11 protein-coding genes are annotated in these 16,980 nt (G+C 59.8%); 1 reads left to right on the top strand and 10 read right to left on the bottom strand.

Annotation, left to right across the window (positions count from 1 at the left end; genetic code table 11):
• Positions 1-92: 92 nt before the first annotated feature.
• The 4 genes from ACZ9IL_RS19075 to arcA all read right to left on the bottom strand — a co-directional run bounded on the left by ACZ9IL_RS19075 (position 93) and on the right by arcA (position 4,912).
• A complete protein-coding gene (locus ACZ9IL_RS19075) occupies positions 93-1,499 on the bottom strand; it encodes a YfcC family protein (RefSeq protein ID WP_476004874.1) in 1,407 nt (468 codons plus the stop codon).
• A gap of 116 nt (positions 1,500-1,615) precedes the next feature.
• Positions 1,616-2,620 carry an ornithine carbamoyltransferase gene (gene argF, locus ACZ9IL_RS19070; RefSeq protein WP_476004873.1) on the bottom strand — a complete coding sequence of 335 codons (1,005 nt, stop codon included), beginning with the start codon at positions 2,618-2,620 and terminating at the stop codon, positions 1,616-1,618.
• Between the two features lie 82 nt (positions 2,621-2,702).
• Positions 2,703-3,629, bottom strand: coding sequence for a carbamate kinase (gene arcC / locus ACZ9IL_RS19065; RefSeq protein ID WP_476004872.1), 927 nt, complete (start codon positions 3,627-3,629; stop codon positions 2,703-2,705).
• A 62-nt stretch (positions 3,630-3,691) separates the two neighbouring features.
• Positions 3,692-4,912, bottom strand: a complete 1,221-nt coding sequence (gene arcA, locus ACZ9IL_RS19060; protein WP_476004871.1) for an arginine deiminase — start codon at positions 4,910-4,912, stop codon at positions 3,692-3,694.
• A gap of 747 nt (positions 4,913-5,659) precedes the next feature.
• On the opposite strand from arcA, the gene ACZ9IL_RS19055 reads away from it, so the two are divergent.
• Entirely contained in the window at positions 5,660-5,839 is a 180-nt protein-coding gene (locus ACZ9IL_RS19055; protein WP_476004870.1) for a hypothetical protein, read from the top strand.
• An 871-nt stretch (positions 5,840-6,710) separates the two neighbouring features.
• On the opposite strand, the gene ACZ9IL_RS19050 is transcribed toward ACZ9IL_RS19055, so the two are convergent.
• The 6 genes from ACZ9IL_RS19050 to ACZ9IL_RS19025 form a co-directional block, all read right to left on the bottom strand.
• Positions 6,711-8,444, bottom strand: coding sequence for a methyl-accepting chemotaxis protein (locus tag ACZ9IL_RS19050; RefSeq protein ID WP_476004869.1), 1,734 nt, complete (start codon positions 8,442-8,444; stop codon positions 6,711-6,713).
• Between the two features lie 58 nt (positions 8,445-8,502).
• A complete protein-coding gene (gene mglC / locus ACZ9IL_RS19045) occupies positions 8,503-9,513 on the bottom strand; it encodes a galactose/methyl galactoside ABC transporter permease MglC (protein WP_042644527.1) in 1,011 nt (336 codons plus the stop codon).
• A 15-nt stretch (positions 9,514-9,528) separates the two neighbouring features.
• Positions 9,529-11,049: a galactose/methyl galactoside ABC transporter ATP-binding protein MglA gene (gene mglA, locus ACZ9IL_RS19040; protein WP_476004868.1), complete on the bottom strand. Its 1,521-nt coding sequence runs from the start codon at positions 11,047-11,049 to the stop codon at positions 9,529-9,531.
• A gap of 53 nt (positions 11,050-11,102) precedes the next feature.
• Positions 11,103-12,089: a galactose/glucose ABC transporter substrate-binding protein MglB gene (gene mglB, locus ACZ9IL_RS19035; protein ID WP_476004867.1), complete on the bottom strand. Its 987-nt coding sequence runs from the start codon at positions 12,087-12,089 to the stop codon at positions 11,103-11,105.
• A 227-nt stretch (positions 12,090-12,316) separates the two neighbouring features.
• A complete protein-coding gene (locus tag ACZ9IL_RS19030) occupies positions 12,317-15,358 on the bottom strand; it encodes a beta-galactosidase (RefSeq protein ID WP_476004866.1) in 3,042 nt (1,013 codons plus the stop codon).
• A gap of 553 nt (positions 15,359-15,911) precedes the next feature.
• Positions 15,912-16,916, bottom strand: coding sequence for a substrate-binding domain-containing protein (locus ACZ9IL_RS19025; RefSeq protein ID WP_042644533.1), 1,005 nt, complete (start codon positions 16,914-16,916; stop codon positions 15,912-15,914).
• Positions 16,917-16,980: the final 64 nt, after the last annotated feature.

Here is a 16,980-nt window from a genome sequence, read left to right as displayed (position 1 = left end):
CATCCTCCTCGTCTTTCGGCGGCTCAACGCTCTCAGGGTTATCCAATAAAAACGGGAGCCTGTGGCTCCCGTTTTATGACAAGGGTCGGTGCTTAGGACAGCAGGGCGCCCAGGCTCAGGCAGACCACGATCAGCACGGTCAGCAGACCCAGCAGCGGGGCGACCCACTTCAGCCAGCGTACATAGGGCACCTTGGCAATGGCCAGGCCCCCCATGACCACGGCGGAGGTCGGGGTCACCAGGTTCACCAGGCCGGAGGCGGACTGGTAGGCGGTGACCACCAGCTCGCGACCCACGTTGGCGAAGTCGGCGAGCGGCGCCATGATCGGCATGGTCAGCACCGCCAGACCGGAGGAGGACGGCACCAGGAAGGAGAGCACCACTTCCAGCACGAACATCACGTTGATGAACACCACGGTGGAGAGGCCGGTCACAATGCCTTCCGCGCTGTTCAAGATGGTGTGGGTGATCATGCCGTTGTCCATCACCACCACGATACCGCGGGCGATACCGATGATCAGGGCCACACCGAGCAGGTCACGGGCACCGTCGATGAAGTTGGAGGTCAGCTCCTCCTCACTCATGCGGGAGATGACGCCGACGATGATGGCGGCGGCCAGGAAGACACCGGAGATCTGCGCCATCCACCAGCCGAGTACGGCCACCCCGTAGATCATCACGGCGAAAGCGGCGACGAAGATACCCAGCACGATCTTGCGGGTCAGGGTGAACTCCAGCATCTCGTCACTCTTGTTGCCGAGGAAATGGGCACGGTTCTCATCCCACTTGTCGGCCACCAGGGACTTGCTGGGGTCGTTGCGCACCATCTTGGCGTAGCGCATCACATAGGCGACGCACAGCAGCCAGCCGGCCACCAGCATGGCGACCCGCAACCAGATACCGTCGGTGAAGGAGATGCCGGCGGCGTTGGCCGCAATAACGGTGGCAAACGGGTTGATGGTGGAGCCCAGGGTACCGATACCGGCGCCGAGCAGCACGGTGGCAGCAGCGACCACGGGGTCGAAGCGGGCGGCCATCATCACCGGCACCAGCAGGGTGTAGAACGGCAGCGACTCTTCCGCCATGCCGTAGATGGTGCCCCCTGCGGCGAACAGCGCCATCAGGATCGGGATCATCCACTCCTCGCGGCCACGCAGACGATCGGTGACACGCTCGATACCGGCATCGATGGCACCGGTCTTGGTCACTATGCCAAGGAAGCCGCCGATGATCAGGATGAAGAGGGAGACGTCGATGGCGCCCGCCTCATAGGTATCGTGGTTGTAGAGGCCATCGATGGGTGCCAGCAGCACGTCGACTATGCCCTGGGGATTGGCCTCTACCAGCTTGTAGGTGCCTGCCACCGGCACTTCCTTGCCGAGGGCTTCATTCATTACCATGTCGTATTTGCCGGCCGGCACTACCCAGCTCAGGGCAGCCACCAGGGCGATCAGCACAAACAATATCGTGTAGGCTGACGGGAATTTGAATTTGGTCATGGTCCAGCTTCCTTCTGCGGTATCCATGCAATCTGCGGGTCGTAGGGTTCGAGGTATTATGCCGCTGTCACATGGTCGAAAAGCCGGGGGTCACCCCCCGGCACCACTACTGCGACTTAGTCGCCCAGCGTAGCAACCATCACTGCCTTGATGGTGTGCATCCGGTTTTCGGCCTCGTCGAACACGATGCTGTGCTCGGATTCGAACACGTCCTCGGTCACTTCCAGACCCTTCATGCCATATTTCTCGGCCACTTCCTTGCCCATGGTGGTTTCATCGTTGTGGAACGCCGGCAGGCAGTGCATGAACTTCACATCCGGGTTCTTGGTGGCGTTGATGACGGCCATGTTGACCTGATAAGGGGTCATCAGTTTCACCCGTTGATCCCAGGCTTCTTTCGCTTCACCCATGGAGACCCAGACGTCGGTGTAGAGGAAGTCGGTCCCCAGCACACCCTCTTTCACATCTTCGGTCAGGGTGATGCGGGCGCCGGTCTCTTCGGCGATCTGGCGGCACTGGGCGACCAGTGCTTCTTCTGGCCAGAAGGCCTTGGGAGCGACCAGACGAATGTCCATGCCCATCTTGGCGGCACCGACCATCAGGGAGTTACCCATGTTGTTGCGGGCGTCACCCAGGTAGGCGAACTTGATTTGATCCAGACGCTTGCCCTTGCCGTGCTCCAGCATGGTCATGAAGTCGGCCAGGATCTGGGTCGGGTGGAATTCGTTGGTCAGGCCGTTCCAGACCGGGACACCGGCGTGGGCACCCAGCTCTTCGACGATCTCCTGGCCGTAGCCACGGTATTCGATGCCGTCATACATGCGGCCCAGCACACGGGCGGTGTCCTTCATGGACTCCTTGTGACCGATCTGGGAACCGCTTGGGCCGAGGTAGGAGACTTGCGCGCCCTGGTCGAAGGCCGCGACTTCAAAGGCACAACGGGTGCGGGTGGAGGTCTTCTCGAAGATCAGCGCGATGTTCTTGCCGCTCAGGTGCTTGCGCTCGTAACCACCGTATTTGGCCTTCTTCAGGTCGATGGCAAGGTCAATCATGAATTGGATTTCGCGCGGGGTGAAGTCCAGCAGTTTCAGGAAGTTACGGTTACGCAGATTAAAAGCCATGATGAGTTCTCTCTATATTTGTTCAGACCAATTTGGGCAGTGTTATTGACTACGCATACACATTACAAAGTTGTTCGGTTACTCAGACATTCACGGTATTAGTGGCGACGATATTGGTGCCAGCTTCGCCCTTGAGGATGGCCAGGCCATCTTCCAGGGAACCGATCCCGACCATGCCGCCGGTTGCCTTGACGAATTCACAGGACGCTTCGACTTTCGGTCCCATGGAGCCGGCATCGAACTTGACCCCTGCCAGCTCGTCCGGGCTGGTGACCCGCAGCGGGTGCTGGGTCGGCTTGCCCCAATCCAGGTAGACGGCATCGGCGTCGGTCAGGATCAGCAGGGCGTCAGCCTTGATCTGCTTGGCCAGGTAGGCGGCAGACATGTCCTTGTCGATGACGGCTTCGATGCCGGTCAGGCGCATGCCATCCCAGGTCACCGGAATGCCACCACCACCGGTACAGATGATGAGATGGCCCTGGGCGATCAGGGTCTCGATGGCGTCGCCTTCAACGATGCGCTGGGGCAGCGGGGACGGCACTACACGGCGGAAGAACTTGCCGTCGGCCTTGACCGACCACTGCTTCTCGGCAGCCAGAGCGCGGGCTTCGGCTTCTTCGTAGACGGGACCGATGAACTTGGTCGGGTTGGCGAAGGCGGGATCCTTGGGATCGACCTGTACCTGGGTCAGCAGCGCGGTGACGTTGCGGCTCGGCATCAGGTTTTTGAGCTCCTGGATCAGCATGTAGCCGATCATGCCCTGGGACTCGGCGCCCAGCACATCCAGCGGATAGGGAGCGACCTTGGTGTAGGCGCTGTTTTGCAGGGCCAGCAGGCCGACTTGCGGGCCGTTGCCGTGCACCAGCACCACGTTGTACTCCTGAGCGATCTGGGCGATGGTCGTGGCGGCGGTAGCGATGTTCTTGCGCTGGATGTCAGCCTCAAGCGGCTCGCCGCGACGGAGCAGGGCGTTGCCACCCAGGGCGACGACGACAGTTGGTTTTTTCATGAGTGTTACTCTCGAATCTTGGGGTAAGTGGCGCCAGCCTCTGCCGGCGCCACGCCGTCTGGTTAGATGCCGTCACGTTCCATCGGGCAGCTCATGCAGCGGGCGCCGCCGCGACCACGTCCCAGTTCTTCACCTGGGATGGGCAGCACAGTGATGCCGGCCTTGTCGTACTTCTCGTTGGTGTAGGTGTTGCGCTCGTAACCCACGACCACACCCGGACGCACGGTCAGCACGTTGTTGGCGTCGTTCCACTGCTCGCGCTCGGCCTCGAAGCTGTCACCGCCGGTGGTGATGAGCTTGAGCTGATCCACCCCCAGCGCCTTCTCGATGGCGGTCACGAAGTAACCCTCTTCCTTGATGTTCATGCCGGTGGCACCGCCCGGGGTCAGACTCCAGCAGTTCACGTCCTTGCGGATGACTTCCGGATAGACGGAGAAGGTGTCTATGTCCATGTGGGTCATGACGGTGTCGAGGTGCATGCAGCTGCGGTGTTTCGGCAGTTGCATGGCGATGACCTGCTTGGCCTGGCCGTGTTTGAACAGGCTGCGAGCCAGGTGCTCGACCCCTTGCGGCGTGGTGCGCTCGGACATGCCGATGAGCACGGAGCCACGGCCGATGACCAGCACGTCACCGCCTTCGATGGTGGAGTTGTCGTAGTCACGATCCTCGTCACCGAAGTACTTGATGAAGTCCTGACCGGCAAACTGCGGGTGCCAGCGGTAGATGGCCTTCACATGGTTGGTCTCGCGGCGACGGGCAGCCTTGGCCATGGGGTTGATGGAGACGCCACCATAGACCCAGCAGGAGGTGTCACGGGTGAAGAGGTGGTTGGGCAGCGGCTCGATGATGAAATCGGTCGGGGCGTGCATGCCGACGACCATGTTGACGCCGCTGAAGGGCATCTCGGAGTAGGTCAGGCCGCCGGAGAGGATACGGGCCAGCTCGCGGTGTGGCATGTCGGCCAGGAAGCAGCGCACGTCGTTGGCAAGAGAAGTGCCGAGGCGATAATCGGAGACCTGATGTTGCAGCAGCCAGGCTTTGGCTTCCGGCACATCCAGGGTTTCGGCCAGCAGATTGGTCAGCAAGAAGACTTCGACATTCTGATCGCGCAGCACTTGAGCGAATTTGTCATGCTCCTGGCCGGCACGTTCAACCGACAGGACATCATCAAACAGCAGATCCTGACAGTTGGAAGGCGTCAGACGCTTCAGACTGAGGTTGGGGCGGTGCAACATGACACGGCGCAATTGGCCAACTTCAGAACCTACATAAAATTTGCTCATGATTATATTCCGTCTTGCAGTGGTCCCTGCGAGTGATTGAATAGATTCCTTCTATTCATGCTCGTGGCGAAGGCGGGATATTCTTTATGTAGGGTACTCGGCTTGTGTTCTATCCTGCCCTTGCCTTTCGAGACAGAGGTTAGGCCTGCAAATCACCTAAAACTTAGACATTGATCACATTCAATCGGAACTGAATAAAACCAGGTGTTAATTTTTGATGGAGTTTACATAAATGACATTTCCTCATTAAACACCACAGCATGAACATTCATAAAATCACCTGTTTATTTCAATTAGAGACCGATTTCATTCATTTAGGATATCTACAAAGGGATAATCAAAATAATGAATTATCAATAAAATCATAAAGATATAAAAACAATCTGGTTGAATTGAATTTTATATGCAGATGTATGAATTTATCTCCGATAGAGTCTCCTGAACTCATCACATAAATAGTCATAATCATCACCCGAGCTGAATAATCTATCTTTTGTCCCAGATCATGGCATCCCGGCCAGGCCGCATCACAAGGCCCTCGGCCGACACAGCTCATCTCATGTCGCTTATATGGATATGCATTCTGAACGCATCCTGTCGGTGCTTTTTTCAGCAAGGCCACCCCATACGGTTTTTAAACTTTTTTCATTAGTTGAATTTATTTGGCCACCTTGCAGCGACCGACCGCTCGGCTTAACTCAAAAAGTGATCCATGTCACACCGAGTCCTGTCACCAAGGAGATAACCATGAAGCTCAAATCGCTGCTGCTGCTGCTCGCCGCCCTGGTCCTGCCCATGAGCCCGACGCTGGTGCGCGCTGATGGAGCCCCCGCCATGCCGCTGGTGGTGTGCCATGTTGGCCAGGCCCCCCAGATGCTGGTGCCCGAATACGTGTGCCAGTGGCAGGGCGGCAGTCAGCACTACTGATAATGAAGCTCAAGGGGAGGCTGCCTCCTCTTGGCTTGTATCCCTTTCTCGTTATCCAGCAATCTGCCCAGTATCAAGACGTTCAATCCGCTCCATCCGATGAGCAGGCAATAAATGGCAGGCTGCAATGACTCAGTGCTCACCACTCTCCCCGATGACTCAGCCAGTCGATACTCTCCCCGACGATGGCGGCATTTCGCTGAGCCCTTCCTACCGTACGGGATTGATCCTTCCTTATACGACATTGGCACTGATGATCGCTGACACGCTCCACCCGGCACCCTTGATGTAGCGAACGACACCGGCCCTGGTGACTTTTCTGAACCTCAGTTAAACGGAGCGTAAGACATTCGCCATTGCCGCTGTAAGCCAATCACCCTTAAATATCTCGCTATAGTCGGAAGTCAGGATCGAAAAACCTGCACACAAAAGTAATTAACATTTGATTTATAACAATAAAATGCCAATATCATTTCTCGAGAAACGAGTTGCATAAAAACGTTTTTCAAGGTGCCGTTGTCGTCCCCTCCGAAATCCTTATAGTTACTCCTGCACGGACGCAATGAAGTCGGTCAGGAAGACTGGCTGCCAGGGTTGGGCAAATGGACTCACCACAGGATGTGGTAAAGGACACCTCCCAGGACGGAGAAAGTGCGACGGGAATGGATGACTCGTCAGGCCAAGATGGCTAAAGGACACCCCAAAGGATTGGGAAGGGGAAACCTAAAGGAAGAGGTATAGTCAGGGATTGCAGGGAGCAACTTCGTTCAAGGACATGAGCGATAAGACTATCGGGGGCGACGCAAGTCGCCCCCATCTTTTTGGCCGCGTTTCATCGCAGCCACTACGCCAGACACGACACCAGCCGCCATTACTCCAGCCGGAAGTGCCCCACTATCTCCCTTAGCCGCTCATAGGTGCGCTGCATCGAGGTTGAGCTGTCCGCCGTCCGCTCCCCATTGCTCTTGAGCTGGGTGATCACCTCGGCGATGGCGCTCATATTGCGGTTGATCTCCTCGGCGACAGCGCTCTGTTCCTCGGCTGCCGTGGCGATATGGCTGATGAGATCGTTTATCTCCACCACCTCGCCCGCCATCAGATCCAGCGACGCATTCACCTTGTTGGTATTCTCCGCCGCGTCCTGACAGCTCTGCCGGGTATTGCCCATGGCCACCACCACGGTCTGGGTACCCCGCTGCAGCCTGGTCAACATGGTCTGGATCTCGGCGGTGCTCTGCTGGGTACGTCCCGCCAGGGAGCGCACCTCATCGGCCACCACGGCGAAGCCACGGCCCTGCTCACCGGCCCGGGCGGCCTCGATCGCCGCGTTCAGCGCCAGCAGATTGGTCTGCTCGGCGATGCTGCCGATGACCCCGAGGATGGAGCCTATCTGCTGCACGTCCTGCTGCATGGCCGCGATGGAGTTCGCCGTGGTCTCCACCTCCGCCACCAGCGCGGTCACGCTGGCCATGGCCTGATCGACCACCTGGCGCGACTGGTTGGCGAGCTGCTGGCTCTGACCGGCCAGCTCGGCCGTGCTGGCCGCGCTCTCCGACACCGAGACGGCGGTGCGGCTCATCTCGTTGATGGCGGTGACGACCTGCTCCGTCTCACGCACATGCTCGGCCAGCAGCCCCTGAGCGGAGCCCGTTTGCCTGGCCAGGCCCGAGATCCCCTCATTGAGCTGGCCGCTGGCCTCCCTCACCTCCCCCATCATCTCCTGCAGACGCTCGATGAAGCGGTTGATGCCGGCCGAAATCTGGCCGAGATCGTCCTTGCTGGTCACCGTCAGACGGCGGGTCAGATCACCGCTACCCTGTGACAGCTCCTGCACCAGATCCCGCAAGGAGAGAATGGGGCGATAGGCGAGGTTGAGCGCCACCATGGAGATCAGCAGCACCAGCGCCGCCACCCCGAGCAGGGCCAGGGTGATCTTGCCGTTGAGTGCCTGGGTCATGGCCTGGATATGGTCGAGATCCACGTAACCGGTCAGGGTCCACTGGTTGCCCCGGATATCCAGCTGGTTGGGGCGCGTCTCGCTCTCCCCCTGCGGCTTGCTGCTGTAGAGCAGATTGCCCTGGCTGTCGCTCAGGGAGAAATAGCGACCCTCGCCGCTGACTCTCTCAAGCAGTTGCTTGAATTCGCTCATGTCGAGGTAATAGAGATAGGCCGAATCGGCCCCTCGCGGCACCAGGATGGAGATGACGGGTTTGCCGTCCTGCTGCTCCAGCGAGCCGACGGTGATCTGGTTGTTGGCGGCCGGGATCAGCTTGCGCAGAGTCTCGACCCTGGCCGGATCGTCGATGACGCCGTTCACGTCGAACGCCATGTCGCCGATCAGCTTGACGATGTTGTGGAAGCCGGTTTCCTGCAGCGCCTTCTTGACGCTGGTCACCCCGAGGTTGAGGTTGGCCGCCAGCAGCACCTTCTGATTGATGTCCCCCGCCAGCTTCTCTTTGACCAGGGTGATCTGCTCGTTGATGTTCTGGGTAGCCTGGGTGCGGATGTAACCGCTGATGAAGTGATTCACGCTGAGCCAGGCGGTGCCGATGGTGACCAGGATGGCGAGCAGCAAGAGGACGTTGATCTTGACTTTGAATGGCATTGATTGGGTCCTTCCAAATAGAGAGGGCCGGAATGTTTCCGGCCCTCTCTGGTAACGCTTACTTCTTCTTGGCGTACTTCATGGAGTCCAGTGCGACCGCCAGTATGATGATGCCGCCCTTGATGATGAACTGCCAGTAGGGGCTGACCCCGATGTAGGTCAGGCCGTAGTTGATCAGGGTGAAGATCAGCACACCGGTGATGACACCGGCCACCGTGCCCACACCACCGGCGAAGGAGACGCCGCCGACCACGCAGGCCGCGATGGCATCGAGCTCATACATGAAGCCGAGGTTGTTGGTGGCGCTGCCGACCCGACCCGCTTCCAGCATGCCGCCGAAGGCGTAGAAGACACCGGCCAGGGCATAGATGATCACCAGATTGACGGCCACGTTGACGCCGGACACCTTGGCCGCCTCGGGGTTGCCACCGATGGCGAAGATGTTCTTGCCGAAGCGGGTCTTGTTCCACAGTACCCAGACGAACACGCTGGCGATGGCCGCATAGAAGGTCAGATACGATAGTTTAAATCCGCCTATCCGGATGAACCCCTGCGCGAAGCTGGAGAAACGAGGATCGAAACCGGCCACCGGAGAGGCACCCACGGAGTCGAAATAGAGCGAGTTGATGCCGTAGACGATGATCATGGTGCCCAGGGTCGTGATGAAGGGCGTCACGTTCAGGTAGGCCACGATCAGGCCGTTGACCAGGCCGATCAGGGCCCCCACGGCGCAGACCAGCAGGATCACCACCGGAATGGGCACTTCACCCAGGGTCGGGAACACCTTGTTGACGTTGGTCAGTGCCTGCAGCATGGTGGCGGCGATCAGCGCAGCCAGGCCGACCTGACGACCGGCCGACAGATCCGTCCCCTGGGTGATGATGATACCCGCCACCCCCAGCGCGATGATGACCCGTACCGAGGACTGGGTCAGGATGTTGCTGAAGTTGGTGAGGCTCAGGAAGGAAGGCTCCTTGATCACGATGATCATGAGCAACACCAGCAACACCACGTAGATGCCGTTCTCTTTGAGCGCCTGCATCAGATTGAAATTTTTAGCCGACTCCATAAATATCTTCCTGTCTTATAGGTACAGAGATGCCAGGCGCAGGATCTCGCTCTGGTCAGTTTCTTTGGTGTTGACGATCCCCGCGACCCGGCCATTGCTCATGACCATGATGCGATCCGTGATCCCGAGCAGCTCAGGCATCTCGGAGGAGATGATGATGATGCCCTTGTCCTTCTTGGCCAGCTCCAGAATGAGCTGATAGATCTCGAACTTGGCGCCCACGTCGATGCCGCGGGTCGGTTCGTCCAGCATCAGGATCTCCGGCTGGGTCAGCAGCCAGCGGCCGATGATGACCTTCTGCTGGTTGCCACCGGACAGGGATCCGATCTGGGTCTGCTGGGTCGGGGTCTTGACCCGCATGGAGTCGATGACCCACTGGGTATCGCTCTTCATCTTGTTGTTGCTGAGCAGCCCCATGGGGCTCTTGTAGCTGTCCATGTTGGCGATCAGGGAGTTGAAGGCGATGTCGAGACGGGAGTAGATGCCGGTGGAGCGGCGCTCCTCGGTCACCAGCGCGAAGCCGTTCTGGATCGCCTCATGGGCGTTGTGATTCGCCACCACCTTGCCGTGCAGCTTGATGACGCCCTCGTTGTGATCGCGGATGCCAAACAGGGTCTCGACGATATCGGTACGTTTGGCCCCCACCAGCCCGGCGATGCCGAGGATCTCCCCCTTGTGCAGGTCGAAGGTCACGTCCTTGATGGACGGCTGGTTCTTGGCCGTCAGGTGTTCAACCTCGAGGATGACCTCTTTCGGCTGGTTGGTTTTCTCCGGGAAGCGCTGGGTCAACTCACGGCCGACCATCATGCCGATGATCTGATCCATGGTCATGCCCTTGAGTGGCTGGGTCGCCACCCATTGCCCGTCCCGCAATATGGTGATCTCGTCGCACAGCTGGAAGATCTCTTCCATCTTGTGGGAGATGTAGACGATGCCGCAGCCCTTTTCCTTGAGCTTGTTGATGATCTTGAAGAGGTGATTGACCTCTTTCTCGGTCAGTGACGAGGTAGGCTCGTCCATGATGACGATCTTGGCGTCATAGGAGAATGCCTTGGCGATCTCGATCATCTGCATCTGGGAGACGGAGAGGGTCGCGACCTTGACTCTGGGATCGATGTCGATGTCCAGTTCGTCGAAAATGTGTTTGGTGTCGTGGTACATCTTGCCGTGGTCGACGAACAGCCCCTTGGTGGGGTAGCGGCCGAGCCACATGTTGTCCATCACGGTGCGCTGCAATACCAGGTTCAACTCCTGGTGCACCATGGAAACGCCATTCTCCAGGGCCTCTTTGGAGGAGGTGAAGTTGATCTCCTCGCCCTTGAAGAAGATCTTGCCCTCGTCCTTCTCATAGATGCCGAACAAGCATTTGAGCAGCGTGGATTTCCCCGCGCCATTCTCGCCCATCAACGCATGCACAGAATGAGGACGGACCCGTAAATTGACATTATCGAGTGCCTTGACGCCGGGAAAGCTCTTACTGACGTCAATCATCTCCAACAGCCATTCTGATTGTTGCCGTGTTGTCATATCAGCCATCACATCTGGTTGAAACAGAGGGCAAGGGGTCACCCTTGCCCAGGAGGAGGGAATTATTCGAATTGAGACAGGTTGTCTTTATCTACACCCACGTAGGCAACGCGGACGACCTTGTTATCGATCTTCCAGTTGGTGCCTTCACCGGCCGGCTTGCCTTCAGCCAGGTTCTTGGTCAGCTCGAAGGTGGCCTTGGCCTGGTTGGCCGCATCGTTCAGCACTGTACCCGCCATGGCACCGCTCTTGACCATGGCCAGCGCTTCCGGCAGGGCATCGACGCCGAACACCGGGATGGCACTCTTGCCCTGGGCTTTCAGGGATTCAACAGCGCCCATTGCCATGCCGTCGTTGTTGGCGATGACCACTTCGATCTTGTTGGCGTTCGGGCCGGAGATCCAGGCGTCCATCTTGTCCTTCGCCATGGCGGTATCCCACATACCGGTATCCATGTGCAGTTGCTGGGTCTTCAGGCCGCCGTCGTTCAGAGTCTTGATGACATAGGTGGTACGGGCTTCGGCATCCGGGTGGCCAGGCTCGCCCTTCAGCAGCACGAACTGGATGACGCCATCCTTGTTCAGATCCCACTCCGGGTGTGCTTTCCAGTGCTTGGCAATCAGCTGACCCTGGATAATGCCTGACTCTTTGGAGTCGGTACCCACGTAGTAAGCCTTGTCATAGCTGGCCAGATCGGCGGCGCTCGGTTCCTTGTTGTAGAACACCACCGGGATCTCGTCGGCGCGAGCCTTCTCGATCACGACAGGGGCCGCCGCCGGATCAACCAGGTTGATGGCCAGCGCCTTCACGCCCTTGGCCAGCAACACGTCGATCTGGTCGTTCTGCTTGGACTGGTCATTCTGGGAGTCATTCATCAGCAGCTCGACCCCGGGGTTGGCCACCGCTTCCTTCTCGATGGCCTTGCGCACTACGGCCATGAAGTTGTCGTCATATTTGTAGACGGTGACGCCAATACGGGTGTCGGCTTGGGCTTGGGCTCCCGCCATCAGTCCCATCAGCAGGGTGGCGACTGTCGTGAGTTTTTTCATTGTTATGCTCCGATCTCTGATATCTGTTTTTGTAGGGAATAATGCTGTACACCGTTTGAACTGGCGCCAGCCTAATGTAATCAGTTTGTTGTCCGATGATCTGTGATCCTGACGACAAAATGAAAACGTTTACACTCTGTTACATAGAGACAAAAACGTTATAAATTAAATAGTTAATCAATATTGGAGTCTAACGGGCCTTTTTCAGGTTCAGGGCCGAGTCAGGTTCAGCGTAGAACACAGTTCCAATGGTAGCTCCCCGGTCGCAACCAATATTCGGATCGCACGCTCTGGCTCCAGGAATCATCGCCCCCCACGCCCATGTGGAAGCCATCGAGGCAGAGGTGCAATCCCCCTGCCGCCACCAGATCGGTCTGATGACGCGCCAGGGCCAATTGCGGCTGGCTGTAGCGGCTGACGCTGAAGTGGAACCGGCCCTCGACGGCGATCTCGCCAAGCTGCAGCTGACGGGTGTCGCAGCGCAGCCCGTTGTCGGTCGGGAACACGTAGGCGGTGTGCAGCGCATCGAGCGGCAACTGCCAGCGATCGATGTCGGCGGCGAGCAGGCGATCCGGGTAGTTCTCGTGGGGACCGCGCCCCAGCCAGCTAACCTCATCCACCTCCTCCGTCAGCCAGAGTCTGGCGCCGATGCGGGGCAGGGAGGGCATGTCGGCGGCGACCTCCACCTGAATATCGAGCGACATGGCGCCATCGCTCCCGAAGCGGTGGTGCCAGCACGTCAGCAACTTCAGCTCTTCGCCGACGAAGTAGCCGTGACGAACCAGGATCACCCCTTGGTCAGGGCTCACTTCCAGTCCGAGGCAGCGGTGGCTCAGATCGTTCAGCCCGGCCTCCTGCCAGCGAGCGATCCAGGCGTTGGGATCGGCGTGATCCGCTTCGCTGGTGCCGATGTCGTTGTCGAGCGGCGCCCGATAGAAGTGATCGGCGAGGGCCTCTCTCAACTGCTCGCGGCCCTGCTTGCGCCAACGGCTGATCCGGCCGCTGGCCTTGTCCAACTGCCACTCACTGCCTGCGGCGGCAATCAGCCAATGATCCGACTGCTCACTCAAGGTGCCGCAGTCAAAGACCACAGGTAATGTCATAGGTGTTGGCAGAATAAACTGCTGGCGTGCCACCTCGTGACCCGCCTCGGCCCAGGGGGTGGCCGCCGGTTGCACCACGGCGAGATCCAGCCAGGCCTGGGAGCCCGCACTGAAGCTCGGCAGCCGCTCGAGCAGAGTCAGCGTCACACTGCCCTGGGGCGCCAGCGCGAGCGGGCACTCACCCTCCTGCAGGGTCACGCCGTCCTGGCACAGCCGCCAGTGCAACGACTCGTTGTCCGTGGCACGGAACAGATACTCGCTGCGGATATCGACCCGCAGCGGCGTCCCGCTCAGCAAGGCCAGCACGAAGGGTTGCTGGGCCCGCTTGGCCTCGAACAAAGAAGGGTGAGGCGTCCTGTCCGGGAAGACCAGGCCGTTGCAGCAGAACTGGCGATCGTTGGGGGTGTCGCCGAAGTCGCCGCCGTAGGCCCAATAATGGCGCCCGTCATCCGTCAACTTGTCGAGCCCCTGATCCACCCAATCCCAGACGAAGCCCCCCTGCAGCCGGGGATGATCGCGAAATGCCTGCCAGTAGTGGGCGTAGCCCCCCAGGCTGTTGCCCATGGCGTGGGCGTATTCGCACAGGATCAGTGGCCGGGTCTCGTCCGGCAGGCCTATCCACTTGGCCAACGCCCACTTGGGCACCGCCGGGAAGGGTTGATCCTGATGGGTGCGAGCGTACATGGGGCAGATGATGTCGGTGGCCGGGGTATCGGCGCCGCCACCCTCGTACTGGACCGGGCGGCTCGGATCGGCCCGCTTGACCCACTGGTACATGGCATCGTGCGCCGCGCCATAGCCGGACTCGTTGCCGAGAGACCAGATGATGATGCTGGGATGGTTGAAGTCTCGCGCCACCATGCGGGTGACCCGCTCCAGGAAGGCGCCACTCCAGGCGGGATCCCGTGCCAACCGCCCCATGGGGCTCATGCCGTGGGTCTCCAGATTCGCTTCGTCCACCACGTAGAGGCCGAGCCGGTCACAGAGGCGATAAAACTCGGGATGATTGGGGTAGTGAGAGCAGCGCACGGCATTGAAGTTGTGCCGTTTCATCAGCAGCAGATCCTGCTCCATGGCGGCGGGGGTCATCACGTGGCCAAGGGCGGGATCATGCTCATGGCGATTGGCGCCGCGGATCAGCAGGGGCTGGCCGTTGACCCGCAGCAGGCCGCCGCGGATCTCCACCGCCCGAAAGCCCACGTCATAGGCCTCGCTCTCGATGGGATCGCCCTGCTCGTCCAGCAAGGTCAGGGTCAGCCGGTAGAGATAGGGGGTCTCGGCGCTCCACTTGTGCGGTGCGGGCACCTCCAGCCACAGCTCTCCCCTGTCCCCGTAGGCGCCCTTCTCGTCGATGGCCGCCGTGCCGAGCGGCTGACGCAGGCTGGCGACCGGCTGCTCACCGAAATAGAGTCTCGCCTCCACCGCCAAGCCGGAGCCCTCGTTGACCTGCAGCTCCACCTTGAGGCGGGCATCCCGATAGCAGGCATCCAGCACCGGCGTCAGCCGGATATCCTGCAACTGGCGCGCCGGTTTATGGAGCAGGCTGACGGAGCGGAAGATGCCGCTCATGCGCCACATGTCCTGATCCTCCAGGTAGGAGCCATCGGACCAGCGCAGCACCAGCGCCGCCAGCCGGTTCGTACCGGCTTGCAGGAAGGGGGTCAGATCGAATTCGGCGGGTAGCCGGCTGTCCTGGGAGTAACCGACCCAGCGGCCGTTGCAGAACAGGTAGAAAGCGCTGTCCACCCCGTCGAAGACGATGCGGGTCTGGCCGCTGGCCAACCAGTCGGCGGGCAGCTCGATCTCGCGGGAGTAACAGCCGGTGGGATTGAGTGCCGGCACCCTGGGGGGATCCACAGGGAAGGGGTACTTGATGTTGGTGTAGATGGGGCGATCGACCCCCTGCAGCTGCCAGTTGCCCGGTACCCGGACGGCCCTGGCCCCTGCAAGATCCTGTTCGAGCCAGCCATCGGGCACCAGCTCGGGAGCCTCGAAGAAGGAGAACTGCCAATCGCCGTCGAGCAACATCCGTGACGGAGAGGCGAGCCCGGCCCGTGCAGCAGCTTCACTGCGCCAGCTGGACAGGGGGGTATGGGCGGCCAACCGATTGACGGACGTGATCGCCTGGGTCTGCCAGTCCTGACGGGCCAAGATCTCCCTGAGCATCCTCTTCTCTCCCTGCATGAATATTAAAAACCTATGCAGTGTAGGAGAGTTTCACACCGGAAACGGCGATCCCGCTCACACAGGTGTAAACGATTACACTCTAATTGTTAAGTAAAACGGGGTAAAAACAATTAAAGATGAGTAAAAATCGATAACCGTGACCATAAAAAGCCCGATGGTGACGATCAAGTGAAAATAGCGGCAACATTCGGGGGCAGATCGGTGCGATCCCGTGGCGACTCATCGAAACATGGGTAGGCAGCCGCACCTTGGCAGCATCTTCCGCTCGATCGTTATCACAGGGGGCAGCAGAGAGGTCGCGATCCGGGCTGGATCTGTACGGCCGAGTGGCGATTGAGCAGGAGCCCTGGCGGGCAGCCGCACCTTGGCAGCATCTTCCGCTCGATCGTTATCACAGGGGGCAGCAGAGAGGTCGCGATCCGGGCTGGATCTGTGCGGCCGAGCGGCGATTGAGCAGGAGCCTGGCGGGCAGCCGCACCTCAGCAGCATCTTCCGCTCAATCGCTATCGCAGGGGTAACAAAAAATCTGCGCTCAGGGTCTGACTGGCGCCACCGAGTGGCGATTGATCAGGGTCGGTGTATAGACGCGGCTTTGCACCGCCTCGCTCTCCCCTGCGGCGAGTTGCAGCGCCAGCTTGGCCGCCTGGGCCGCCATCAGCTCGATGGGATAGCGCATGGTGGACAGCTTGGGCCTGAGGTATCTGGCGTAGATGATGTCATCGAAGCCGACCACCGAGACCTCTTCCGGCACCTTGAGGCCGTTGTCCGCCAGCACCGAGATGGCGCCGGCCGCCATGGCATCGTTGTAGGCCACCACCGCCGTGATGGGCAACCCCTTGGCCAGCAGGTTGAGCATGGCGCGCTCTCCCCCCTCTTCATTGGGCATGCCGCTCTCGACCAGCTCGGGATCCGCGCTCAGGCCCGCCTCGAACAGCGCATCCTGATAGCCCTGGTGGCGCAGCAAGGCATCCTCGATGGCGTGATCCGAGCTGACGAAGGCGATGTGGCGATGGCCCAGCTCCAGCAGATGGCGGGTGGCGGTGGCCGCCCCCTGCCGGTTGTTGAGGGAGATGCAGCGCCCCTTCAGGGCTGGAATATCGCGGTTGATCAGCACCATGCCCGGGGCCCGCAGGGCGTAATCGATCAACTCCTCATCACTCAGCGCCTTGCTGTGCACCACCAGCGCCTCACAGCGCTTGCCGATCAGCAGGTCGATGGCTTCCCGCTCTTGTTGCGCCCTGTGAAAACCGTTACCCATCAACAGATGCAACCCCTGCTCCACCGCCACCGCGGACACCCCTTTGACCAGGGCACCGAAGAAGGGATCGGCCACGTCGCCGACCACCACCCCCATGGTGTCGCAGGTCTGGCTGACCAGTGCCCTGGCGTTCGCATTGGGGGTATAGCCCAGCTCGGCCATGGCTTTTTGCACGACCTCGCGGGAGGCGGCGCTGGCCTTGGGTGAGTTGTTCATCACCCGTGAAACCGTTGCCACCGATACATTGGCCAAACGGGCGACATCCTTGATGGTGCTCATGCTGTTTTCACTTCTTTCACGGTTCGAGACGGAGCCATTATACCGGGCAATGCCAGTGATGACA

Source organism: Aeromonas sp. TECH754, assembly GCF_056279295.1.
Note: the sequence above shows the minus strand (reverse complement) of the source record. Positions and strands in the feature narration are given on the sequence as shown.